Source organism: Paenibacillus sp. JSM ZJ436 (genome assembly GCF_044383795.1).
In the GTDB taxonomy this organism is placed as follows: domain Bacteria; phylum Bacillota; class Bacilli; order Paenibacillales; family Paenibacillaceae; genus Paenibacillus_AQ; species Paenibacillus_AQ algicola.
Window position 1 is genome coordinate 15210 of the sequence record NZ_JBISEO010000022.1, and the last position, 22643, is coordinate 37852.

Consider the following 22643-nt stretch of genomic DNA (forward strand, 5'->3'; position numbering starts at 1 on the left):
CCATTGTTTTTTTATCCCCATCACGGCCTGGACACGGCATTACGCCGCTGTATTCTTGTCCTTCCAGCTCTGGCGGGTCATGGTTCCCCACGTATTATTATTTTGCAAGTACTGGATATGTCCTTGAATTCTCCATAAGCCGCCCAGCTGGTGATAGCCGAGGAACTTCAAAGCGGAGAACAGCAGCATTTTGGAAAGATCTGAAAGCTTGGGGTAACGGCGGAACGCCATTTCCTCCAGCAGCAAAGCGCCCACACTCAGCAAATATCCGCTCAGCACGTTAACCAGCCCGAACACCACCAGCACATGCCAGTGGGTCATATCCATCATGACGTAGCCGATCAGCGCGAGAAGCCCGGTAATTTTGAAATAGGGATTGAGCGCTTCGAAAATAACATTGTACGGCATGGTCAGCAGACCCATAATTTTATAGCGCGGATTGAACACCATATCCTTGTTTTCAATCATATTTTTCAGATTGCCGCGGCCCCAGCGCTTGCGTTGATTAGACAAAATATGATAGCTGTCCGGCGCCTGGGTCCAGCACACCGCCTCCGGACAGAACGCAATCCGATATTTCAGCTTGTTCTCCAGCATATAGCGGTGAAGCTTGATAATGATGTTCATGTCCTCGCCGGGATAGCCGCCGCGATAGCCTCCTACCGCAATGACGTAATCTTTTCGGAACAAGCCGAAGGCTCCAGAGACGATAATCAGTCCGTTCATTCGGCTCCAGCCGATTCGGCCGCCAAGAAAGGCCTTCAGGTACTCGATGGATTGAAACATCGGCCACATTTGACGCGGCAGCGACACCTCTTTGACCGTCCCGTTCTCAATCGTGCAGCCGTTCGCAATCCGTACATCTCCGCCAATCGCGACGGTTTCCTCCGGATTTTCCATATACATTCTTGCCATCCGAATCAGCGCGTCCTTCTCCAACAGAGAATCTGCATCAATCGACGAAATGAGCGGGTATTGCGACAGGTTAATGCCCGCATTGAGAGAGTCGGCCTTGCCGCCGTTCTCCTTGTCGATCACCAGAAGGTGCGGGTATTTGTCGTTATGGTACACCCCGCGGATGGATTGGGTGGGAATGGTGCCCCGAAACTCCGGATTGACAAGCCGCACCAGCTCATACTCTTCGATGAGCACCTCCAGGGTACGGTCAGCAGACCCGTCATTAATGACAATGACTTCGTAGGACGGATAGTTCAGTGTCATGAGGCAGCGCACATTCTCGATAATCGTCAACTCCTCGTTATAGGAAGGGACGAGCAGCGAAACCGGCGGCACCAGCTCGGAGCCGGACAGCGTATTATATTGGGAAAATGCAGCCCGCCGGTAAATATTCCGAATGTGTCCGAAAGAGAACAGCATGATTGCAAAATACAGCGCATTGACCAGCATGACATAGTACACAGCCATCGTGCCATAGGTCAGCAGCATGTCTCTAAGCAGAATAATCGCCTCCTACGCCGGCCATCTGCACGGCTGCTTTTTTCGAAGATATGCCGAAGTAGCTTTCGTAAACGAGCTTGATCTTGTTAAAGGCAACAATCTGATCCACGGCCTGAGTCGACCGCTCTGATCCCATGACCTGCTCAATCCGGGACAGTGCAATCTCGCGGGCAGCACCCGTTCCCAGCGCCGCCTGACACAGCGCCTCAAACCCCTGCTCTCCGAGCAGAGACAGGCTCTCAGCGCTGTTATGCCGCACATGCCAGCTGTCGTCGGCCAGTGCGGCCTGGAGCAGCGGAATGCTGCCGGCGGCGTGGATGCGCCCGAGGGCTTTGGCGGTCACAGCTCGAACCTCCCATTCCGGATCGCTCATCAGCTGGGAAATGGTATCGTCCTTCAGGACCGGGTTGGAGGCCAGATACAGCTTGACTGCCTCCGCCCGCACGTCCTCTTGCCCGTTAAAGGCCAGACGTCCCAGCGCAGGAACTACGGCAGGCACAGCCTGTCCCCACATTGCAGCCAGCGCGGCCTTGAGTATTCCAAGCTCCTCCTCCTGCAGCAGCCTGCGAAGCAGCCCGGCAGATTCCAGCCGGGTCTCCAGCAACATATCTGCTGCCAGATGCTGCACCGGCTTCCCGGATGCCAGCAGCTGCTTCAGCATTGCCCGGATGAACTCATACTGATCAGCGCTCTTCGCAATCGCCCTGGCCACAATGATGCTCTCCGGGCCGTACCTCATTGTCTGAAGCAGCTCCAGCATCTCCGGTACGGCTTCGGCGGCACGCATGCCGCCCAGGCGGTATGCTGCTTCCACTCTTTTTCCGGGAAACAGGCTAGACAGCATTCTTTTTTCTGCCTCTACAAAGCCGGCTTCCTGACACAGCGAAACGAGCTTGCTGCGGCTCTCTCCCTTAAGTCGTTCAATCCATTGTATCAATTTATCCTCGACAACTCTTCGTTCCAGCGGCTCCAGCCTTCCTTGCGGCAGCGCCAGCTGTACATCATCATGCAGGTGAGACTGGAGGTAGATGAAATAATCGCGGTGCTTCTCTTTGAAGGCCTCCATCTGCTTCTGCTCCGCCTGGTGCCGGAGCTTCATGGTGAACAGCAGGATGATCCCGGCTGCAATCAGACCGCTGCATACATAAATAAATCCATATGCCAGCTCCATATTGGAAAACATAGCTGACCTCTCCTCTCTTTATTCCGGATTGGCGTTCGGATAAATATCGGGCACACTCGTAAAGTAAGCCTGCATCGCAGCATAGCTCTGCTTCAGCCGCTCACTGTACTTTACGTCAACCCCTTCCCAGCCCTTCCACACATACGGTGACACGCTCTTCACATCCAGCACTTCGCCGCTGCTGTCCTTTGGCTTTGTTGCCTTTCCTGCTCCGCGATCCTGCAGCCACGGAATGAGCGTAATGCCCTCAACAGCTGACGTCGGAAAGGCTCTGCGGCTTTCCATTGGAGAATAATCAATAGCCTGGTGGGAGCTGGGGTCGGCGAAGCCGAGCAGCATCCACGGAATGCGCAGCTCCAGCACCTGCTCCTTATACTGCCAGGCGGCCAGAGAGTCAAAGTCGGGATTGTCGGGATTGCTGCTTCCGCGCTTTAAATCTCCAACGACTTCGTCTACGAAGGGATGCGCAAAGCGGGTATCCGGCGGTGACATCATCAGGCTGATACCGAGCTTCCAGGGGTCGAAGGAAAGCGGCTCTTTAGCCTTCAATTCTTCCTCCGGCAGCATCCAGTAGCCTTCTTTGCCGTACAGCCGCTTGTGAAAGTTGTAGGACGGAGCAATCTTTACCTGGGAATCCTCGTCCCCGGCAAGCTGAATCAGCGTTTCCAGCTTGCCCCCGATCAGGCTTCTTCCGTCCAGCTCCTTCACGGGGATGTCGCCGCCCGCCTGGGTATCAGCTCCGATCCACAGAGTATGCTGCAGAGGATCGAAGCTGCGATCAAGCTCTAGTCCAACGTACAGATACGCTTCATCATGCGTCACCTTCATTCGCTGGACGCCTGAGGAGGGACTTATCCATTCCACAGCCTCCCCCTCGCCCAGCTGATCCCAATCGCCCAGGCTACCGTCAACGTGCAGCAGTGACGCTTTTCCCGGCTCCATGGCAAGCACACCGAACATTTTTTCATTCGTGAGCACATTCAGCCAGTAGGCCCGGCGATCAGCCGGCAGTTCAAGCGGCATCGTATTCCACGTCTTCTTGAACCATTCATCCTGCCACATGAACAGAATGGCGCCCGCATAGCCTTCCTCGTAAATATCCCGGGTTAACGAGACGTTAATCTCGCCCTGCTCCTGCTCGTTATGGCCGCCTTGGTCCCGTCCGCCGGGGCCGTGGTGAGACAGCCCCTTGGAGGATGGCACGCCATACTCCGTAATCATAACGGGCAGTTCCTTGATTTCCTGCTTCAGCCTTCTCAGATAAGCCCGGTACGTATTAAATCCGCCTTCTCCGTCCTCGATCGTTTGGAGCGTCTTGTCCGTGCGGAAGAAGTCAGGATAGTAAGGGTACACATGAAAGGCTGCGAAATATCCGGCCTCCCAGTTCACCGGCTCGACATGCCGCGCGTCTACAGACACCATGTCCTCTTCAAAAAGAGGCTCGCCAGGATGCTCCAAAACGTCCGTCGTGACCCAATTCGTAAATGCCATTGGATGCTGCCAGCCATATTTGATCTCCTGGGCAGCGGTATGATCCACGATCCCCGCCAGCCAGCTCTCAAAAGGACTGGCCTCCTCGGTTGCTGCGAAGTAGTCCCCCTGGTACAGCGGAACGTCGCTATGCTTTTCATTCGTGTTCTTGACCATGGCCGGATCCCATTCCGTTCCAATATGCCAGGCCATCAGATACGGTCCCGCGTTATCGGTGTATGTACCGCTGGCAGCGCCGGGGCTTGGCTCAATGGTAATGTCGCCATACACGGCTCCTACCGCCTTCCCAATTTCCTGCTTGAAGGCCTGATGGATATGCTCGGCATAGGCGTCCTGCTCCTCAATCAGCTGCTCCTCCGGGGACCAGATCCCCTGCATAAAGTACAGCGGATCCTCGGGCCGTTCCTCATTGTACTTCACCAGGGCAGAATAAAAGAGGGGCTGATGGATCGTGTAGACCCGGATCACATTGGCCCCCATCTCGTCGATTTGCTGAAACCACCTCAGATAGTCCTCCTCGGTCGCTGGAAGCTCTCCCGGAAAATAACCGGGAACCGTCGCCCCTAGATTCACGCCCTTGACAAACATGTCATGCCAGCCCGGCTCCTCATTCTCCCGATATTGAACAAAGCGCGGCCCTGAGGCTTTGAATTTCATCGATATCCCGCTGCCGCTTTCATACACCGCCATCTCCGGCCGGGAGAAGCCGAGGATCGCGGCGGCCCCGCCAAACAGGGCCAGCAGGGCTGCACCCGCCAGAAGCCATCTTTTTTTTCGCTTCATCACGTTCTCCTTCTCACTCCTTGAGATTGTCGCCATTGTCGAAACAGGACCGATTTCCCGCCTCCTCTCCTTACACAGGTCATTCTAGCTTTGGAGTTCCTCCTGCGCCATGCACCATATTTACCAACTTTTAACATGGGTACATTGGTTGCTTCCCGCTCTATTCGAGACCATATACCCTTCCTTGGCAGGTCCACAGCTTGCACAGAACAGCATTCCTCCTCTCCAACCAGCAGACCGAATCCATGCAAGTCTGCACAGCAATCAGCGATGAACGATCCTGAAACAGCTTCGTTTCATTGTCATTCAACACAGGCAAGGATTCATGAAATTCAATATGTTTTCTGAAATCTTGTGGCAACTGAACGGTTAAACGCGTATAAAGAGCTAAAGTTTCTCTGCTTTTTACATAGTTATCCATAGTTATTACAAAATTGAAACCAAAGTAGCAGAGGAAATGACCGGGAACCCAAACAACTGCACGCTTTGTCAAAAAAAGTCATCGACCTAAAATAAGAAAAGAGTCCCGCAGCAGGACCCTCTCTGTGCTTTCATATTCTGTTTGCACTATTAATCAGGTGAAAATAACTATCTTTATGTTACTTTCCACCTGCCCTCCGCTTGCCAAGTGAACCCGACACGCAACACTCCCCCGCTGATCTCCCGCACTTCAGCACGGCCCTGCAAGAAAAAGGAAGAAGGGACCACCCCAGGCGCTTGGCCATACAGAGTGATCCCTTCCCAATAACTGCTTTGTCATTCAAGAACAGCCTGGCAGGGCAGGATGTCCGGTTACAGCTTCACGATCGAGCCGGTTTCCTGGGATTTGAATGCACCCAGAATCACGTTCAGGGAACGCAGACCCTCTTCACCAGAGATGCTCGGCGGCGTTTGAGTCACGATGCAGCGGACAAACTCATCAATTACACCGCTTGGCACTTGCTTCTCATTTGTTGCCATCTCTCCGACCTTGTAGGTTTCCACGGTACCATTCGTCAGCTCTACAATAACCTCGTCGCCTTGGACCGTACCAATCTTGATTACGCCATGCTCACACCAAAGCACCGTACCGTTGTCTCCGCCCTTGTAGTGCGTCCAGCTCGCCATCAGCGTGCCAATCGCTCCGCTCTTCATGCGGACAATACAGGTGGCATTATCGTCTACATCGGTATCCTTCTTGTCAATCGTGCTGATAAAGCCCGCCACTTCCACCACTTCGTCATTCAGCAGGTAGCGGATAAAGTCTGATTTATGCACGCCGAGGTCGCCCATGGCTCCCATCAGCGCTTCTTCCTTGCGGAAGAACCAGCTGTCGCGACCGTCCAGGCTCCATGACTCTGGCCCAGGATGTCCGAAGGATGTGCGGAACGTCAGCACTCTGCCCAATCGACCGGATTCCAGAATTTCTTTGGCTTTCACATGCGGAGGCATCAGGCGCTGGTTATGACCTACCATCAGATACACCTGGTTCTTCGCGGCCGCCTCGATCATCTGTTGGCCTTCCTCTGCATTGACAGCCATCGGCTTCTCAACAAGAACGTGCAGGCCAGCATTGGCAGCTGCAATGCTCATTGGAGCATGAAGATAGTTCGGCGAGCATACACTGACCGCGTCCAGCTTCTCATTCTTGAGCAGCTCTTCATAATCTGTGTATGCCGTTCCGCCATACTGTGCAGCCATTTCCTCGGCTCTTTCCTTCACAGGATCTGCAAAAGCCACCAGTTCTACGTCTCCATTCGCGGCGTACTCCGGAATATGTCTGCGCTGGGCAATCGCACCGCATCCAAATACTGCTACTTTAATTTTGCTCATCGTATTAGGATTCTCCTTTATCTGCTGTATTTAAAGTTCATGTCCTGCCTTATCGGATTCTATCATACACAAATAGCAAGGCTGAAGAACATATCCTAAATGCTTGAAACATGAACAATCTGCTTGAGTTTTGAAATCGCCCTATACCTCCATTTCTAAAGATTTATTTCAAATTACCCTAGAAGAGGCATAAAGCATTTGCTTTTACAATGGGTCTAGCTTGATCCATAGCTATCATTAACCGATATTGGAGGCTTGAACATGACATTTTCCGAACAATGGCTGCTGGCCAAAACCTTTTTGCAAACCCCGTTACAGATTGGAAGCATCACCCCCAGCTCAACCCATCTGGCTAAGGTGATGACCGCTGCCGCCCCTTGGCCGCAAATATCCAGCGTCGCTGAGCTGCGAGCACATCTTGAGCATCATTTCCCCCAGCTTCCCGTCTACGAGGATGCCCTTGAGCTTCAGCAAACGATCCGGCGGGAAGGCTTGCCGCATGTGGATTGTGTCATAAGCGGCCTGCCCTTCTTTAACTTTACCGAGTCCCTGAGAAGCTCGCTCCTTGATGGGATCCATAAATCCCTGGCGCCCGGAGGATATTTTATCGCCTTTCAATATTCCCTGCAGATGAAGAAGATATTAGAGTCCAAATTCGAGCTGATTTCGATTCGCCTGGCTCCCTTTAACGTCCCTCCAGCCTTTGTTTATGTTTGCAGAAAAAAGGAGTCTGTACATCTACAGTGAGGACCGCATGTTTAATTCAGCGGCAGGCATATACTATAATTCACATATACCTAAATAAAAAAAAGGCAGGAATCAAATATGAACCGCATCCCCGTCGTATTAATTGCCGATGACGATCCCGAGATCAGAGACGTGCTTCACATTTATTTGAGCATTTTGCATAAATTTATTTTCAACGCAAAGACAGCAGGCTTCACTCGGATCAAAGCGGATCCGGTGGCTTCATTCTAAAAATGGACAGACCTGCAGAGTTTGCTGTTCACATTTTTAAAGCTGCTGTTTTGTTCTTCTTACCTGCTACAGTAAGCGCAGAGACTAGCAGCACAATCGCATTGAGACACTGGTAAGTCGTCACTTTTGAATCCCCCGAACATGCAATCTGTCTGCGGTAAGGTGGGTTTTCATTCTGGAGTTACATTGTTCCACGATGGTCCGTTCGTTGTAAAGTTCCTTCCAACGCTTGGTATCTCGGTGTGGACTGCTGTACCGTCTCAGGTCGTCTTTTACATCGATCTTTACGACCATACCGTAATTGGAAGAGGAGCAAGCAGTCATCCCGAGCGGACAATCGACTTTACCGGTGGCATGTGGGCAGCGAAATTTTAAAACATCGCCACTAGCACCCCAATATGTCATTGCAAACCCCATGGAGCAGCATGGAGTTCCGTTTGTCGATATGCCAGCAGGGGGTTCTTTTTCTCCCCGTGGATTAAGAGGCACAATCGCTTGCGCCTTCACGTTCCGTGCAGCTTCGTACACCTTCTTTTGGTCGTAGCCCGCATCAAGCATAAAGAATTTCACGTCGTTTTCGGCCGTTACGGTATTGATTAATCTGGAGCCATCTCCCCGTCATTGACATCGGCAGGCGTGACTTCAAGAGCAAGCGGAAGTTCACTTTGCGTATCCACAGCCAAATGGAGCTTGTAACCGAACCAAGTGACCTTGTTGCCAAATGAGTCGAACTTCGCTCCCCAGTTGGCATGGCCCGTTTGCTCGCTCTTACTTTCAGGGTTCTTTTTCTCGTAAGCTTGAATCGCAGCGCTGTCGATCGCGACGTGACTGCCATCAATGACGCCTTCTTGCCTACAACGATTTACCAAGTCGTCGAACAGCTGTTTAGCCAGGTTTTTCTTCGTCAGATCTGCAAAAACTCGGCTAAGTGTGGCGATAGATGGTGCATCACGGTCGAGCGGAAGTCCGCATTGATAGCGAAACCGAAGATCGGTGCCCAGCCGATGATGCAGGCCGGTAAAGGTCTGAATACGTTCAAGAGGAGCAGCCAAAAGTGCACGTAAAATGCCTTCTCTGCAATGGCCACCAGAACATCGGGGTGAACGACTTCTCAGTTCTTTCGCGTACGGACGAAGATCTAAGACATTGAAAAAGATAGGCAATCGATCTTTCGAATGAATTTTTATCAGATCTTCAAAGGAAAACAGACTTTCTTGGAGAATATACAAAGTGACTTCCTCCATTCTTGGGGTTTTTGGTTTGGTCACCGAAAAACTTCGCCAAGTTGGGGTGAAGTCCCTTTTTTATGTCTGGAAATCCTTTTGGTTCAAGGGCTCAGATTAATGCAAAATGCTCGAATAAATCTAAGTGCTATATATAGATGATTTATGAAAATGATATTTTTACAATAAAAAACCAATTTTTCCGTAACTTTTAAAAGAACTCTGCGTCTAATATTTAAATGGGTATTTATGCCAAATAAATATCCATACAATTCTATTAGGAGGGGTTTTTTATGAAGTTCAAAGTTCTAAGTTCATTTTTATCGGCATCAATGTTTTTAAGTGTAATCCCTGTTTTTTCAGAGACAACAACATTTGCAGAAGAGACACCAGAGAAGGTTGAATCTGTAAACATTCAGGCCTTAGAGGCTTATCACGAATTTAAAGTCACACCAGACAAAATGATATATAGTGAAGAAATGGCTGCAATCAAACCTGCATCAGAAGAAGAGATACAAGCCAGAATAGATAGGCTCGCGGAAGAATTCAATTCAAAACTTTCAGCAAAGGATCAACAAAAAGGCCAAGACTTATATAGATCTTATACTAAGATATATGGAAATTCGATCAAATCACAATCTGTAGTAGATTACGATAAGTTCTATAATGAATTGAGAAAGGCAAATTATATAGAAACCATATTAGATCTTAATGAAGGACTGACAGAGTTTCAAATTGCTAAGATTGGAATTACACATGCTAATAAAGCTAGAGACCTAGCATTAAATAAATATCCTGCTTCGAATCATGTCATGCTAAGAGACGGCTATCGGCATTTTGGTTGGAACTACTTATCCACTAGAGATGTGGGTGCTATTCCTACCCGTATAGCTACGAATAATCACGAATGGGGATTAACCCTATTAAATCCTGTTTTGAATTACTATGATCAGAGAGTAGCTTATCACACAAACAAAGGTTCCTCAGCTATTGCATTCAATGCATTCAATGATACAACAATCTGGATTCCATTTTTAAAGCAAAATTTGATGTTTTTATGTGAGGATAGTTATAGTTTCTTTAAGGGATTTTTTTCTGTTGCAAATATAATGGATTTTCATAACAATGTATATGGTAGAGCCTATGCCTCCACCCACCCGACTAGCTTAGATTCAGCCTACAACGCTGCAAGAGTAAATCTAGATATTGTCTTAAGCGAAGCCTCAGTAAAAGACTTTAACTACCAACTGGTTTACAACAATAACTGGTACAATTATTAAGTAAATAGTAATCTTAAGAGTACCTTTGAGGGTACTCTTTCTTTACTGTACTTGCTCAAAATCAATTCCATGAAATGTAAACAGAGACATACTTAACTCTCAAGCGTAAAATAGAAGTACCACCAACTACCTACGCAGGAGAGAAAAGATATGTCTCATACGAATACGTTATCACAGCATGGCCATTGGAACAACTATTTTAAGCAGTGGAAGCTCCCCCTTTATTTCACTAAACCAGCGCTTCGTCACATTCATCATTTTGTGGATGGCATGCTTTCAGCGGGGTTCACTGGAACCTTGACCGACATTCATCGGGAAAGTTTACACGAACGAGACCGCAGAACGTTGAGCCATTTTTTGTCTCACGGCAAAGGGAACAGGTCTTTTCTCCAGCGTATTACTCAACGTGTTGCTTTTCAAGAAATCAACAAGACTGCTAGGCAAGACCAGAGTCCCATTTTTGTCATCCTGGACGATACCTTGTGTGAGAAAACGAAGCCTTCGTCACAGGCTGTGGACACCATACAAGGAGCTTCGTTCCAGTATTCTCATCTTAAAGGCGGAAATGTTTATGGCCATACGGTGGTTCAAGCGCTACTTCGTACAGGCGATAAGGTATATCCATTTGCTTTGGAACGTTACGATCCTGAAGGAAAGAGCAAAATTGATCTGGCCTGCGACATCATCCAATCTGTTCCGACGTCGAATCAGCCGACCTACGTGCTGATGGATTCTTGGTATCCGTCGTCTTCGGTGCTTCAATGCAGCGTAAAACAGGGCTTTCATGTCATTAGTGGTTTAAAAACCAATCGCATCTTCTATCCTCAAGGTATTCGGCAGTCGCTCAAAAATTTTGCTTCCTATATCTCGAAATCGGATACTGATCTAGTGACCATCGGCTCCTCCGCTTATCGTGTGTATCGTTATGAAGGGAAGTTAAACTTAATAGAGAATGCTGTGCTGCTACTATGTTGGGAAGAAAGTGATGAACTGGATCCTAAACGAATGAAGGCATTTTAAGCACGGATGTCGCACTGACAAACGAAGAAATTCTAGGCTATTACAGCAAGCGCTGGACCATTGAAACCTATTTCCGAACCGCAAAGTTCAACTGTCGATGGATCGCTACCAAGTTCGTTCCACCGAAGCGATGGATCGTTATCTGACGTTACTCATGTTCGCTTCGATGTGCTGCATCTATGCTGGGCAGACGAGTTTAATCCATGGCATACAACGCTATCGCTCACAAAAAAGGCAGAGCATAATAGAGTATATTTACTACCAAACTCAAGCCGGGGCTACCTTAGCTCAAATTAAAACGGAGCTCAGAGCTGCATAGGGATCCTGTCGGATCTTTAAACTTACAAATTATTGAAGTTGTTATTGGCAAGTACAGTTTCTTTATTGATTATGTATAATGGTTATATAAGGAGGTGTGAGATTGAAAAGTGTATTGAAAGTTTGGATTATTATTACTTTCTTGATCTCAATTTTTAGTATTGCAATTTTCTGGCCAAGATATGTGGACAATGAATTTCCTTTATTTTCTGATATTATGATGATATTGGTGTTTTTACCGAGTTTCTTTATTTTGTTTTTTTCAATTTTTTCGTTTATAATTAATCAGTGGTTCATAAAAAAAACAGGTTTAAAGTTATGCACAAGTGCAGTATTGTATTCTATGTCATATTACTCGTTATATGTCATTTTTGATGATATCTGGAGTGTTAATATGAGATTCATGCTAATTTCTCTAACTTCATTGGCTGGTCTCATTCATTACATGATCACATATGGATTGATGTTTAAAGGCATCAAAAATAGCTAATCAGATGTACCTCTTCCGTTAAGATAGAGGATTGGATTTGCTATATGGTATTGTGACAACTTTCTCTTGTAAAAACTATAATCATCTTGCCCAACTAAGAACAGATGGCCGAGACCTATGAAAAGACGATTAAAGTATTTACCAGTTTAAACTCCTATATAATAATCTCACCTGCTGCAGGACTAGCATCAATGCTAACGATATCACCTTGAACCAATTCAGTGATTACATCCATAGAAGCTCGTGTTGTTTTTCGAATAAGAATTCGACTCCACACCTCCATCAATAATAAAATATTGACCTATTAAGGCTAAAGCAATGTCATTAAGCTAAGTAGAACAAAAATAGAGATCTGAGACGGCATAGGAAAAATTCCTGTGCCGTTTGTTTTTTGTGATATCAAGAAAAAGTGTACAGCACAAAGCTAGTATGAGCATTTTGCATAATTTTATTTTCAACGCAAAGACAGCAGGCTTCACTCGGATCAAAGCGGATCCGGTGGCTTCATTCTAAAAATGGACAGACCTGCAGAGTTTGCTGTTCACATTTTTAAAGCTGCTGTTTTGTTCTTCTTACCTGCTACAGTAAGCGCAGAGACTAGCAGCACAATCGCATTGAGACACTGGTAAGTCGTCACTTTTGAATCCCCCGAACATGCAATCTGTCTGCGGTAAGGTGGGTTTTCATTCTGGAGTTACATTGTTCCACGATGGTCCGTTCGTTGTAAAGTTCCTTCCAACGCTTGGTATCTCGGTGTGGACTGCTGTACCGTCTCAGGTCGTCTTTTACATCGATCTTTACGACCATACCGTAATTGGAAGAGGAGCAAGCAGTCATCCCGAGCGGACAATCGACTTTACCGGTGGCATGTGGGCAGCGAAATTTTAAAACATCGCCACTAGCACCCCAATATGTCATTGCAAACCCCATGGAGCAGCATGGAGTTCCGTTTGTCGATATGCCAGCAGGGGGTTCTTTTTCTCCCCGTGGATTAAGAGGCACAATCGCTTGCGCCTTCACGTTCCGTGCAGCTTCGTACACCTTCTTTTGGTCGTAGCCCGCATCAAGCATAAAGAATTTCACGTCGTTTTCGGCCGTTACGGTATTGATTAATCTGGAGCCATCTCCCCGTCATTGACATCGGCAGGCGTGACTTCAAGAGCAAGCGGAAGTTCACTTTGCGTATCCACAGCCAAATGGAGCTTGTAACCGAACCAAGTGACCTTGTTGCCAAATGAGTCGAACTTCGCTCCCCAGTTGGCATGGCCCGTTTGCTCGCTCTTACTTTCAGGGTTCTTTTTCTCGTAAGCTTGAATCGCAGCGCTGTCGATCGCGACGTGACTGCCATCAATGACGCCTTCTTGCCTACAACGATTTACCAAGTCGTCGAACAGCTGTTTAGCCAGGTTTTTCTTCGTCAGATCTGCAAAACCATTTGGGGGCTAAATAGGTATGACGGGATACCTCTGCTCATTGCTTAACGTATCTCGTTCGGGGTATTACAGCTACTTACAAGCTGCAGATTCACGCTTAGAGCGGATTCGTTCGGATGCTGAGGCTGGGGAGCTGATTAAGAAGGCTTTCGAACGAAGGGGTTACAAAAAGGGCTCACGCTCCATTAAGATGATTCTTGAGCACGAGTTTGGTGTCATCTATAACCTAAAGAAAATCCGTAGACTGATGAAGAAATTTAACATCGTATGTACGCACAGAAAACCCAACCCTTATAAACGCATGACCAAAGCTACGCTGGAACACCGAACCTTACCGAATCCCCTACAGAGGGACTTCAAGAAGGGCATACCAGGTCTGGCCCTGCTTACGGATATCACGTACCTTCCATACGGCCGCTCCGAGATGGCCTATTTGTCGACCATACTGGATGCCTCAACGGGTGAGATCCTCTCTCACAACATATCCAATCGGCTGACATTAGACATCGCCACGGATACTGTTGACGTTCTCAAGAAACAGAAACGTCTAAAGCTTCAAAAGAATGCTTTCATCCACTCGGATCAAGGCAGCCAGTATACCAGTCCCATCTATCAGGAGTTGCTAAAAAAGAATGGGTTAGGCCAGTCAATGTCCAGACGCGGGAACTGTTGGGACAATGTTCCCCAAGAATCGTTCTTCGGCCACATGAAGGACCATGTCGATCATCGTAGTTGCCGTTCCCTTCAAGAGCTAAAGCAAGAAATGAATCGTTACATCCGCTATTACAACAACCACAGATATCAATGGGGATTAAAAAAGATGACCCCTGTTCAATACAGGAATCATCTATTGTCCGCCTCGTAAATCTTCAATACCACTCTTTCTTTAAGTGTCCTTGGCATGGGGTCCAGATTACGCAGACCTGAGTCTTTGATCTTTTGGATTTCTTAGCTCAATCTATGCTGCCGTCGCCTTAGACCGTTGGGGCTGCCGGATACAGATCGAAGTCCTTGAGCGTTTCTCCTGTGCGTGCCGCCTGGAATATCGCGTCAATCAAATGAAGCACCCGAAGCACCTCTTCGTTCTTGACAATCGGCTCGGCCTTGCCTTCAATCACCTCTGCAAAGTTATCGAAGAAGCTGCACGGCATATGAAACGCCTCCGGCAGTGTACCGGTAATGGTCGCCTCTTCCGATGGCGGCGCCATCGTCTTGGTCAGACCCACCCCTGCCTGAATCGGCTTCGGCTCCACATGGGCCATGTCCAAATTACGCGTAACTGTCCGGCCCTGCAGAGACCAGTCCTCGATCACGCCAGTGCCCTCGGTGCCCTTGACATACCAGCGAGGGAGTGTAATAAAATTGGTCGTTCCCACTTCGACAACAGCGGAAATCCCATTCTCGAACTCCAGCATCGCTTCAAAACCATCGTCGACACCATTGCCAAGAATAAAGCTCAAACGGCTGCTCAGACGGAGAATCCGGCTGTCGATCATATATAGAAGCTGGTCTAGCAAATGAACGCCCCAGTCCAGTAGCATTCCACCGCCAAACTCCTCCAAATGCCTCCAGTCACCCGGGATGCCGTTCGCACCGTGAACACGGGATTCAATGCGGAACAGCTCTCCAATGGTGTTCTCGCGGTACATCTGCCTTACCACCCGAAAATCCTCGTCCCAGCGGCGATTCTGATGCACCATGAGGGTCCGGCCTGCCTCTTTGGCAGCAGATACCATAATATGAAAATCTTCAACCGACAGCGTCACCGGCTTCTCACAGATGACATGCTTGCCGGCCTCTAAGGCTTGCACCGCCAGCTCCTTGTGCACATCATTCGGGGTTGCGATCAGTATGACCTCCACCGCCGCATCCTGCAGCACCGCTTCATAGGAATCGTAGGCTGGGTAGCCATCCTCCCGCGAAGCCTCGCGGCGTCCTTCCAGCAAATCGAAGGTGCCCGTCACTTCCAGCTTCGGGTGTCCCTGAATCAGCCTCGCATGATAGCTCCCCATGCCTCCGTATCCCACAATAACGACAGCGTGCTTGCTCGCAGTCATATTCATACAGCTCCTTTAATTTATCTATGGCGCGCAGCGCGCAACCAAGTTAGTCTTGGTTCATATATACCGCTTTGCCCGTACGGGATGATTCGTAAATGGCCTCCAGAATTTCGGATACTACGCAGGCCTGCTCTGGTGTAACGACCGGCTCGAGATCCTGATCTACCGCCTCGATCCACTTTCTCATTTCCACATCGGCGTCACCTTCGGCAGTTCCGGCGTAGAATGCAACTCCGCCTGCCTTCAGGTCCACTTCATTCGTGTAGAGACGGCTATACTTCTCGCCATTAATACGCAGGCCGCCCTTCATGTCTGCACCCGCTTCCGTACCGCTCAGGCTGCATTTCGCTTCATCCACCTCGAGAGTATTCAGCGCCCAGCTCGCTTCCAGCGTAACTGTCGCGCCGTTCTCCATCACAATCATACCAAATGCGGAGTCCTCAACGTTAAACTTCTCCGGGTCCCATGGGCCCCAGGCATTGGCGGCATTTTCTTTTTTGCCCAGTTCATGATACTTCGTTCCCAGAACCACCTTCGGCTTGTAGTTATCCATCATCCACAGCGTCAGGTCCAGTGCATGGGTGCCGATGTCAATCAGCGGGCCTCCACCTTGCTTCTCCTCATCGAGGAACACACCCCAGGTTGGTACGGCGCGGCGGCGGACCGCATGAGCTTTGGCATAATAAATATGACCCAGCTCGCCCTCTTCACACATCTTCTTCAGGTACAGGCTGTCCGGTCTGTAACGGTTGTTGTAGCCCACGGTCAGCTTCTTGCCGGTACGCTTGGCTGCTTCGACCATGCTGCGTGCATCCGCTGCGGTTTTGGCCATCGGCTTCTCACACATCACATGCTTGCCGGCCTCCAGAGAAGCAATTGAAATTTCCGCATGGGAATCATTCGGCGTCAAGACATGAATAATGTCCAGGCTGGCATCCTTCAGCAGCTCCTGATAGTCGCTGTAAACCTTGGCTGAAGCCGTACCATACTTCGCAGCAGCCTCCTCGGCCCGGCTCTCCACGATGTCGCAAAAAGCAACCAGCTCGACTTGATCCAGCTTGCTAAGACTCGGCAGGTGCTTGCCGTTGGCGATTCCGCCGCATCCAATAATACCAATACGATATACTTTACTCATCTTAATCTACCTCGCTTTATAGGGATTGGGCTTGCTGACGCCGGTAAGCGCCGGGAGTCATCCCGAAGCGCTTCCGAAACACCGCATGCAAATACGTTGCGTTTGTGAACCCGGCCAGGACCGCAATTTGTTCGATCGGCATCTGGCCTTCTTGCAGCCGCTGGCATACTTCCTCCAGCCGAATCTCCTCCAGCACCTTGCTGAATGAGCGGCTTGGATCTATCTGCCTGAACACACGCTGCAGCTGCCGTGGACTGATGTTCAGCTTTTCGGCGACATTGTCCAGCGTCAGGCTGGCGGCATAATTAGCTTTCATGTAATGAACTGCATATTCATAACGATGGGACAGCATGTCCCTCACGGGAGCCTCCACCCGAATGCCCTCGGTATCATAAGCCCGCACAGTACGGAGCAGAATGCTGATTACCTGCTGCTTGATGGATGTGTAATAGCCGGTCGGCTTGCTATCGCACACCCGGTAGGCCTCCAGGAAGCAGGGCATGGCAAAATCGGTATCATAAGCTGGCTTCAAGGGCAGCTCCTTCAGCTTCTGGATACACTCCTCCGCTTCTGCCGCTTCCCAGGGATCTTCATTCGGCGAGGGCCGGGCCGTAATCGCCACATGCAGGCAGAGCTCATTCATGCCTTCCCGTTCGTCCGACTCCTGGTAGTGCATTACGCCGGGACCTGTCAGGTACATCATGCCTTCGGACAACAGATACATCCGATCCTCCAGAATGACCTTTCCTTTGCCCCGCGGGACGTAGTGGAATTCGAATTCGGCATGGTTATGAAAATCAATGATTCTGCCCGGAGGAAAGGCTGTCAAATGAAACCGCAGCACATGGATTTCATATTGTCCCCACTGAATACGGATATCCAGCCTCTCCAGCATATCCTGCTTCTCAAACATGACGCCAAAGGGAAAGCCTCCTGCCGGCTTCTGCGTCTCCACGAAGCCCTAAGACTTCAGCTCGCCAGGCGCAACCGTGCGCCGTTCGCGGACCGATCGGTTGGAGGCTTCCATCAGCGCTGTCAGCTCTACCGCTGTTCCTACATTATCCGTCGCTTCTGTGTCGTTCTGCACATGTCCAACCCATTGGTGGAATGCACTTTCCCTATTGTCCGGAATAGCGACTTCCTTCCACTCCCTGTACTCGCTGTTCAGCTGGCTCCGCAGCAGCAGCCGGGCTTCCGGCGTACCGTACATCAGGGTGCCCTCTGTTCCATGCACTTCAATCGCGAACGGAGAATGGCTGTTTACAAAGCCGGCCTCTACGACTCCAACCGCTCCCGAAGCAGTCTGAAGGGTGACGACAGCATTATCCTCGACCTCCCGGCCGGTGACATAACCAAAGGACGCATTCACTCCCGTAATATCCTGGCCGAGAAACAGCCGGGTCAAATACATCGGGTGACAGCCCAGATCGATCAAAGCACCGCCGCCGCACTGCTCTGCGGAGTAGAAATGCTCCGGCAGCCATCCTGCCGTGGCTCCATTATGGGACAGACGCGTTCTGACATACGTGATCTTGCCCAGCAGTCCCTGGTTCAAAATATCCTGCATCGCCAGTGTATACCCATCATTCAGGCGCGGAAGCGACACAGTCAGCTTCACACCCTGACGTTCACATTCAGAGACAATTTCATGAACCTCGGCGAGCGTCGGCGCGATGACCTTCTCTGTAAAAATATGCTTGCCCGCCCGGGCTGCCGCCAGCATCACCTCACGGTGCATATTCGTAGGCGCATCCACAATCACGCCTTCAATGTCTTCCAAAGCCAGCAGCTCTTCCAAATGCTCGTAAAAGGGAACGCCCAGCTGCTCTGCAGCTTGGCGGCCGCGACTCGGCTCTTCATCCCATACCGCTGCAATTTCAGTATCCGGGTGCTCCTGCGCCTGCTTGGTGTAATCCCAGGCATGCACGTGCCAATAGCTGATTTTTCCGATTTTCATCGTCAATGACGTAACCTCCATCACTATAATTTCCTGACAACCACTACCTAAAGGTATCACATCATTCACCGTTTTTTAAGTAGAACTATGCGACATCGACTATACAATATTACGACATGAATGAATGTTATACATGAAACGGAGCAAAAAAACAGTGAAAGCCTTTCACTCCTCATTTTTCTGAGCCTCAGTCCTTAATAGCAAGAAGGCCGCCCCAGCACCTCGTGCCGGAACAGCCTCTCTATAGTTATAGGATTACTTTGCCTCAATCGGCTTTTTCCACAGACTCAGCACCAATGCAGAGATTACCGAGCCGATGACAACCGCCAGCAGGAACAGCAGCGCATGGTTCGCGAGCGCAGCGACGAAAATGCCGCCATGTGGTGCCGGAACATTAATGCTCCACAGCTGGGTCAGGCCGCCGGCAACCGCCGAGCCGAGTATGCAGGAGGTGAGCACCCGCAGCGGATCTGCCGCCGCAAATGGGATAGCACCTTCGGTAATGAAGGATAAGCCCATCACGTAGTTGGTCACCCCGGACTTGCGCTCCTGCTCGGTATATTTCTTTTTGGAAAAAGTGGTTGACAGCGCGATCGCCAGAGGAGGGACCATGCCGCCCGCCATCACCGCCGCCATCCAGGCGCCGTCTGTATTGCCGCTCGAGGTAAAGACCCCGATCGCAAAGGTATATGCCGCTTTGTTAAATGGCCCACCCATGTCAATCGCCATCATGCCGCCCAGCACCAGACCCAGGATAATCGCGTTACCGGTGCCCAAATTGTTCAGAAAATCAATCAGCCCCGTGTTGATCCAGCTGAAGAACGGTCCAAATAGATAGTACATGATCGTGCCCGTAATCAGCAGTCCCAGCACCGGATACAGCAAGATCGGCTTCAAGCCCTCCAGCGCTTTCGGCAGCCCCTTCAGGCCCCGGCGCAGGAAGAGAACGACATATCCGGCCAGAAAGCCTGCCGCCAAACCGCCGAGAAATCCGGAGTTGGCATTCAGGGCCAGGAAACCGCCGACCATACCCGGCATCAGAGCAGGACGATCACCAATACTGAGCGCGATAAATCCGGCGAGCACAGGAATGAGGAAGTGAAAGGCTCCTCCGCCGCCGCCGATGGTTTGCAGGAGCTGGACAGTGGGATGCTCTGTGCCAGCCAGCTGCTCGAACAGGAAGGAAATGGCGAGCAGAATGCCACCGCCAACCACGAAAGGAAGCATATGAGAGATGCCGTTCATCAGATCCTTATAGATCTTACTGCCGATGCCTCTGCCGCCGCCCTTCACGTTTTCCTGCTGCGCATCCGAGCCAGAACGGGAAGCCCCTGCAGCTACGCCTTCGCTGCGATAAATCGGTGCATCACCAGCGACAGCCTTGGTGATCAGCTCCTCGGATTTCCGGATGCCGTCACTGACAGGGCGCTGAAGCACAGGCTTGCCATTGAAGCGGGCCATGTCTACATTCTTGTCAGCAGCGACAATAACCCCGGCCGCCCGGTGGATTTCCTCCTCCGTCAGAACCTGATTGGCCCCTTCCGAGCCGTTCGTTTCTACTCGAATATCAACGCCCATTCTTTGAGCGGTCTTCTTCAGTGCATCCTCTGCCATAAAGGTATGAGCTATGCCGGTCGGACAGGCGGTAACCGCTACAATGAACGGCTTCTCCCCACTGCTGAGCGCTGCAGCCGGTGAAGGGTCATGCTGCTGCGCCGCCTTCACCGGCTTGGCAGCTTCTTTTCTGCGTTTCTGCTCTTCTTCCTCGTCTTGTCTCACATCAAACAAGGCGGTGACCTTCTCCGGGGTTTCCGTATCCATCAGCTTCTGGATGAAATCGGCATCAATCAGCAGGCGGGACAGCGCTGCAAGCGTCTTCATATGCATGCTGCCAGCGCCTTCAGGTGCCGCAATCATAAAAAACAGATACGCCGGCTCGCCATCCAGCGATTCAAAATCCACACCCTTGCGGCTCTTGGCAAACACGACGGTCGGCTCCTTGACGGCCGAGGTTTTGGCGTGCGGCATCCCGATACCTCCGCCAATGCCCGTGCTCGATTCACCCTCGCGCTTCCAGATCATTTCCTTAAACAGCACGGGATCATGGATGCGGCCGCTAGCGGCAAGACTATTAATCATTTCATCTATAGCAGCGTCCTTGGTCACGGCCTGCAAATCCATGATCATCGTTTCCTTGATCATCAAATCTGTAATTCTCATTGTCGTCACTCCTTAAGGATTATGATTACAGCTCTTGAAGCTGTACTTTGGCATATAGTTGCTGAATGTGCTCCTGATCAGCCAGGTCATCTGCAAATGCCGTAGCACTGCCGCAGGCCGTACCCATCTTGAACGCTTCCACCGCATTTCCTGTTCGCGCATACGTGCCCACAAAGCCGCCGATCATGGAATCTCCGGCACCGACGGAATTTTTCACCTGTCCGGGAGGGACGCTGGCATGGTACACCTGCTCTTCACGAAGCAGCAGAGCTCCTTCTCCAGCCATAGATATCAACACATGCTGTGCGCCCATGCCAAGCAGCCGTCTTCCATAGCTAATCAGCTCATCTCGGGTACGAATCTCGGCCTGAAACAGTTCTGCGAGCTCGTGATGGTTTGGCTTGATGACCAGCGGCCTGGAGGGCAGCGCTTCAAGCAGTGCCGCTCCCGTCGTATCGATGACGAATTCTGCGCCCTGCTCCTTGCAAATCTGGATGCATCGGTTGTAATACCCCTCGCCCAGCGAAGGAGGAACGCTGCCGGACAGAACTACAATGTCTCCCTGCCGGAGGCTGGCTGCCAGCCTTGTCAACAGCTCTTCTGCTTCAGCAGGCTCAATGACCGGCCCCTGACCGTTAATCTCTGTTTCTTCTCCGTGCTTCAGCTTGATGTTGATCCGGGTATCCTTACGAATATGAACGAAATTGGACTCCATACGATGCTCCTTCAGCCGTTCCTCTATAAATTGTCCGGTGAATCCGCCTACAAAGCCCATTGCGACATTGTCCGCTTCAAGCTCATTCAAAATTCGGGACACGTTAATCCCCTTGCCGCCGGGATATTTCATATCCCGCTTCATTCGGTTCAACCCGCCAAGTGCAAGCTCCTCCAGCTCTACCACATAGTCAATAGAAGGGTTTAGCGTGATTGTATATATCATTGTGATCCCTCGATTATTTTAGTTTTGTTGGCGAAGGATTCGCGCCAGGCCTCCGGCATCCGGTCCGTAATCAGTGCCGCATCCTGCACCTCCAGCACCTTGGCAAAAGACACCTCTCCAAACTTGCTGGCATCGGCCAGCACATAGCTTGCACTCGACAGCTGATGTGCCCGGCGTTTAATCAGCGCCTCCTCCGGATCGGGCGTCGTGTATCCCATTTGAACATCGGCCCCGTTCGTGCCCAGAAAGCAGCGGTCAAAGCGAAAATGCTCCATGTTTTGAAGCGCAATGCTGCCAATGACTGCCCGGGTCCTTGTTTTCATTTTTCCCCCGAGTAAATAACTGTCGATCTGCTGGTCAGCCAAAGCCTCGATATGGGACAGACCGTTGGTCACCACCGTGACCCCGCGCGCGGAGATCAACGGAATCATCGCCAGCGTCGTCGTTCCGGCATCAATGTAAATATATTCCCCATCCTTCACTTGCATCGCCGCAAGGGAAGCAATCTTACTCTTCTCATGAATGTTTCTGGATGATTTCTCCTCCAGACCCTGCTCCGGAAGCTTATGTCCTGGAAGAGAAGCTCCACCATGAATCCGCTTCAGCAGCCCGCGCTCCTCCAGATCCACCAAATCGCGGCGAATCGTGGATTCCGAGGCCTCTAGCAAAGTGACAAGCTCTTGGAGCTTTACGACTTCGCTCTCTTGTAAGCGCTGTATTATTATTCGATATCGTTCCTCGGTCAGCATTTTTCATCGCCTCCACACTGTTATTCTACCACAAATTCATTCAAAAACAATCACAAATATTCATTATCATCCAAAAGCATCTGCTCATAACGCGGACATAAAATCCTGCACGA

The 22643-nt window shown here is 50.3% G+C and carries 16 protein-coding genes and 2 pseudogenes; 5 read left to right on the forward strand and 13 right to left on the reverse strand.

The genetic code is table 11. The features are described 5' to 3' along the window. Positions 1 to 39: 39 nt before the first annotated feature. From ACH6EH_RS18615 to ACH6EH_RS18630, 4 genes are all read right to left on the reverse strand, one after another. Positions 40 to 1407 (reverse strand): glycosyltransferase family 2 protein, encoded by a 1368-nt coding sequence (locus ACH6EH_RS18615; RefSeq protein WP_208204094.1) that lies wholly within the window; start codon positions 1405 to 1407, stop codon positions 40 to 42. Positions 1408 to 1450: 43 nt separating this feature from the next. After that, a complete protein-coding gene (locus tag ACH6EH_RS18620) occupies positions 1451 to 2641 on the reverse strand; it encodes a HEAT repeat domain-containing protein (RefSeq protein ID WP_397333373.1) in 1191 nt (396 codons plus the stop codon). Positions 2642 to 2659: 18 nt separating this feature from the next. Further along, positions 2660 to 4915, reverse strand: coding sequence for a hypothetical protein (locus tag ACH6EH_RS18625; RefSeq protein WP_397333374.1), 2256 nt, complete (start codon positions 4913 to 4915; stop codon positions 2660 to 2662). A gap of 792 nt (positions 4916 to 5707) precedes the next feature. Beyond that, positions 5708 to 6727, reverse strand: coding sequence for a Gfo/Idh/MocA family protein (locus ACH6EH_RS18630; RefSeq protein ID WP_138225442.1), 1020 nt, complete (start codon positions 6725 to 6727; stop codon positions 5708 to 5710). Between the two features lie 261 nt (positions 6728 to 6988). Between ACH6EH_RS18630 and ACH6EH_RS18635 the strand changes: the two genes are divergently transcribed. After that, on the forward strand, positions 6989 to 7474 hold the full coding sequence (locus ACH6EH_RS18635) for a class I SAM-dependent methyltransferase (protein WP_138225441.1): 486 nt from the start codon (positions 6989 to 6991) through the stop codon (positions 7472 to 7474). Between the two features lie 78 nt (positions 7475 to 7552). After that, positions 7553 to 7705 carry a hypothetical protein gene (locus ACH6EH_RS18640; protein WP_397333375.1) on the forward strand — a complete coding sequence of 51 codons (153 nt, stop codon included), beginning with the start codon at positions 7553 to 7555 and terminating at the stop codon, positions 7703 to 7705. Positions 7706 to 7733: 28 nt separating this feature from the next. On the opposite strand, the pseudogene ACH6EH_RS18645 reads toward ACH6EH_RS18640, so the two are convergent. After that, a pseudogene (locus ACH6EH_RS18645) lies at positions 7734 to 8934 on the reverse strand (transposase). 287 nt (positions 8935 to 9221) lie between these two features. Between ACH6EH_RS18645 and ACH6EH_RS18650 the strand changes: the two are divergent. Further along, the gene (locus ACH6EH_RS18650; protein ID WP_208204766.1) at positions 9222 to 10208 is read left to right on the forward strand and encodes a hypothetical protein; all 987 of its coding nucleotides are present in this window, start codon (positions 9222 to 9224) and stop codon (positions 10206 to 10208) included. A gap of 150 nt (positions 10209 to 10358) precedes the next feature. Continuing rightward, complete coding sequence (locus ACH6EH_RS18655; RefSeq protein ID WP_138225438.1) at positions 10359 to 11228, forward strand: transposase; 870 nt, start codon at positions 10359 to 10361, stop codon at positions 11226 to 11228. A gap of 1349 nt (positions 11229 to 12577) precedes the next feature. On the opposite strand, the pseudogene ACH6EH_RS18660 reads toward ACH6EH_RS18655, so the two are convergent. Next, positions 12578 to 13466: pseudogene (locus tag ACH6EH_RS18660) on the reverse strand (transposase); the annotation flags it as partial. Between the two features lie 22 nt (positions 13467 to 13488). On the opposite strand from ACH6EH_RS18660, the gene ACH6EH_RS18665 reads away from it, so the two are divergent. Beyond that, positions 13489 to 14334, forward strand: a complete 846-nt coding sequence (locus ACH6EH_RS18665; RefSeq protein WP_397333376.1) for an IS3 family transposase — start codon at positions 13489 to 13491, stop codon at positions 14332 to 14334. A 109-nt stretch (positions 14335 to 14443) separates the two neighbouring features. Here the strand turns inward: ACH6EH_RS18665 and ACH6EH_RS18670 are convergent, their stop codons facing one another. The 7 genes from ACH6EH_RS18670 to ACH6EH_RS18700 form a co-directional block, all read right to left on the reverse strand. Then, positions 14444 to 15526, reverse strand: a complete 1083-nt coding sequence (locus tag ACH6EH_RS18670; RefSeq protein WP_397333377.1) for a Gfo/Idh/MocA family protein — start codon at positions 15524 to 15526, stop codon at positions 14444 to 14446. Between the two features lie 49 nt (positions 15527 to 15575). Continuing rightward, positions 15576 to 16664, reverse strand: a complete 1089-nt coding sequence (locus tag ACH6EH_RS18675) for a Gfo/Idh/MocA family protein (RefSeq protein WP_208204010.1) — start codon at positions 16662 to 16664, stop codon at positions 15576 to 15578. A gap of 16 nt (positions 16665 to 16680) precedes the next feature. Continuing rightward, complete coding sequence (locus tag ACH6EH_RS18680; protein WP_397333378.1) at positions 16681 to 17619, reverse strand: helix-turn-helix domain-containing protein; 939 nt, start codon at positions 17617 to 17619, stop codon at positions 16681 to 16683. A 6-nt stretch (positions 17620 to 17625) separates the two neighbouring features. Beyond that, positions 17626 to 18621: a Gfo/Idh/MocA family protein gene (locus ACH6EH_RS18685; RefSeq protein WP_397333391.1), complete on the reverse strand. Its 996-nt coding sequence runs from the start codon at positions 18619 to 18621 to the stop codon at positions 17626 to 17628. 255 nt (positions 18622 to 18876) lie between these two features. Then, entirely contained in the window at positions 18877 to 20841 is a 1965-nt protein-coding gene (locus ACH6EH_RS18690; protein WP_397333379.1) for a PTS fructose transporter subunit IIABC, read from the reverse strand. Positions 20842 to 20866: 25 nt separating this feature from the next. Continuing rightward, the gene (gene pfkB / locus ACH6EH_RS18695) at positions 20867 to 21781 is read right to left on the reverse strand and encodes a 1-phosphofructokinase (RefSeq protein WP_397333380.1); all 915 of its coding nucleotides are present in this window, start codon (positions 21779 to 21781) and stop codon (positions 20867 to 20869) included. Then, positions 21778 to 22530, reverse strand: coding sequence for a DeoR/GlpR family DNA-binding transcription regulator (locus ACH6EH_RS18700; protein ID WP_397333381.1), 753 nt, complete (start codon positions 22528 to 22530; stop codon positions 21778 to 21780). The genes pfkB and ACH6EH_RS18700 overlap by 4 nt, the downstream gene beginning before the upstream one ends. Between the last annotated feature and the right edge of the window lie 113 nt (positions 22531 to 22643).

What these genes read in the sequence shown, in the direction of transcription:
- ACH6EH_RS18615 (WP_208204094.1), bottom strand. Translation starts at nt 1,407, where the DNA reads ATGCTGGTCAATGCGCTGTATTTTGCAATCATGCTGTTCTCTTTCGGA.
- ACH6EH_RS18620 (WP_397333373.1), bottom strand. Translation starts at nt 2,641, where the DNA reads ATGTTTTCCAATATGGAGCTGGCATATGGATTTATTTATGTATGCAGC.
- ACH6EH_RS18625 (WP_397333374.1), bottom strand. Translation starts at nt 4,915, where the DNA reads ATGAAGCGAAAAAAAAGATGGCTTCTGGCGGGTGCAGCCCTGCTGGCC.
- ACH6EH_RS18630 (WP_138225442.1), bottom strand. Translation starts at nt 6,727, where the DNA reads ATGAGCAAAATTAAAGTAGCAGTATTTGGATGCGGTGCGATTGCCCAG.
- ACH6EH_RS18635 (WP_138225441.1), top strand. Translation starts at nt 6,989, where the DNA reads ATGACATTTTCCGAACAATGGCTGCTGGCCAAAACCTTTTTGCAAACC.
- ACH6EH_RS18640 (WP_397333375.1), top strand. Translation starts at nt 7,553, where the DNA reads ATGAACCGCATCCCCGTCGTATTAATTGCCGATGACGATCCCGAGATC.
- ACH6EH_RS18650 (WP_208204766.1), top strand. Translation starts at nt 9,222, where the DNA reads ATGAAGTTCAAAGTTCTAAGTTCATTTTTATCGGCATCAATGTTTTTA.
- ACH6EH_RS18655 (WP_138225438.1), top strand. Translation starts at nt 10,359, where the DNA reads ATGTCTCATACGAATACGTTATCACAGCATGGCCATTGGAACAACTAT.
- ACH6EH_RS18665 (WP_397333376.1), top strand. Translation starts at nt 13,489, where the DNA reads ATGACGGGATACCTCTGCTCATTGCTTAACGTATCTCGTTCGGGGTAT.
- ACH6EH_RS18670 (WP_397333377.1), bottom strand. Translation starts at nt 15,526, where the DNA reads ATGACTGCGAGCAAGCACGCTGTCGTTATTGTGGGATACGGAGGCATG.
- ACH6EH_RS18675 (WP_208204010.1), bottom strand. Translation starts at nt 16,664, where the DNA reads ATGAGTAAAGTATATCGTATTGGTATTATTGGATGCGGCGGAATCGCC.
- ACH6EH_RS18685 (WP_397333391.1), bottom strand. Translation starts at nt 18,621, where the DNA reads ATGAAAATCGGAAAAATCAGCTATTGGCACGTGCATGCCTGGGATTAC.
- ACH6EH_RS18690 (WP_397333379.1), bottom strand. Translation starts at nt 20,841, where the DNA reads ATGAGAATTACAGATTTGATGATCAAGGAAACGATGATCATGGATTTG.
- pfkB (WP_397333380.1), bottom strand. Translation starts at nt 21,781, where the DNA reads ATGATATATACAATCACGCTAAACCCTTCTATTGACTATGTGGTAGAG.
- ACH6EH_RS18700 (WP_397333381.1), bottom strand. Translation starts at nt 22,530, where the DNA reads ATGCTGACCGAGGAACGATATCGAATAATAATACAGCGCTTACAAGAG.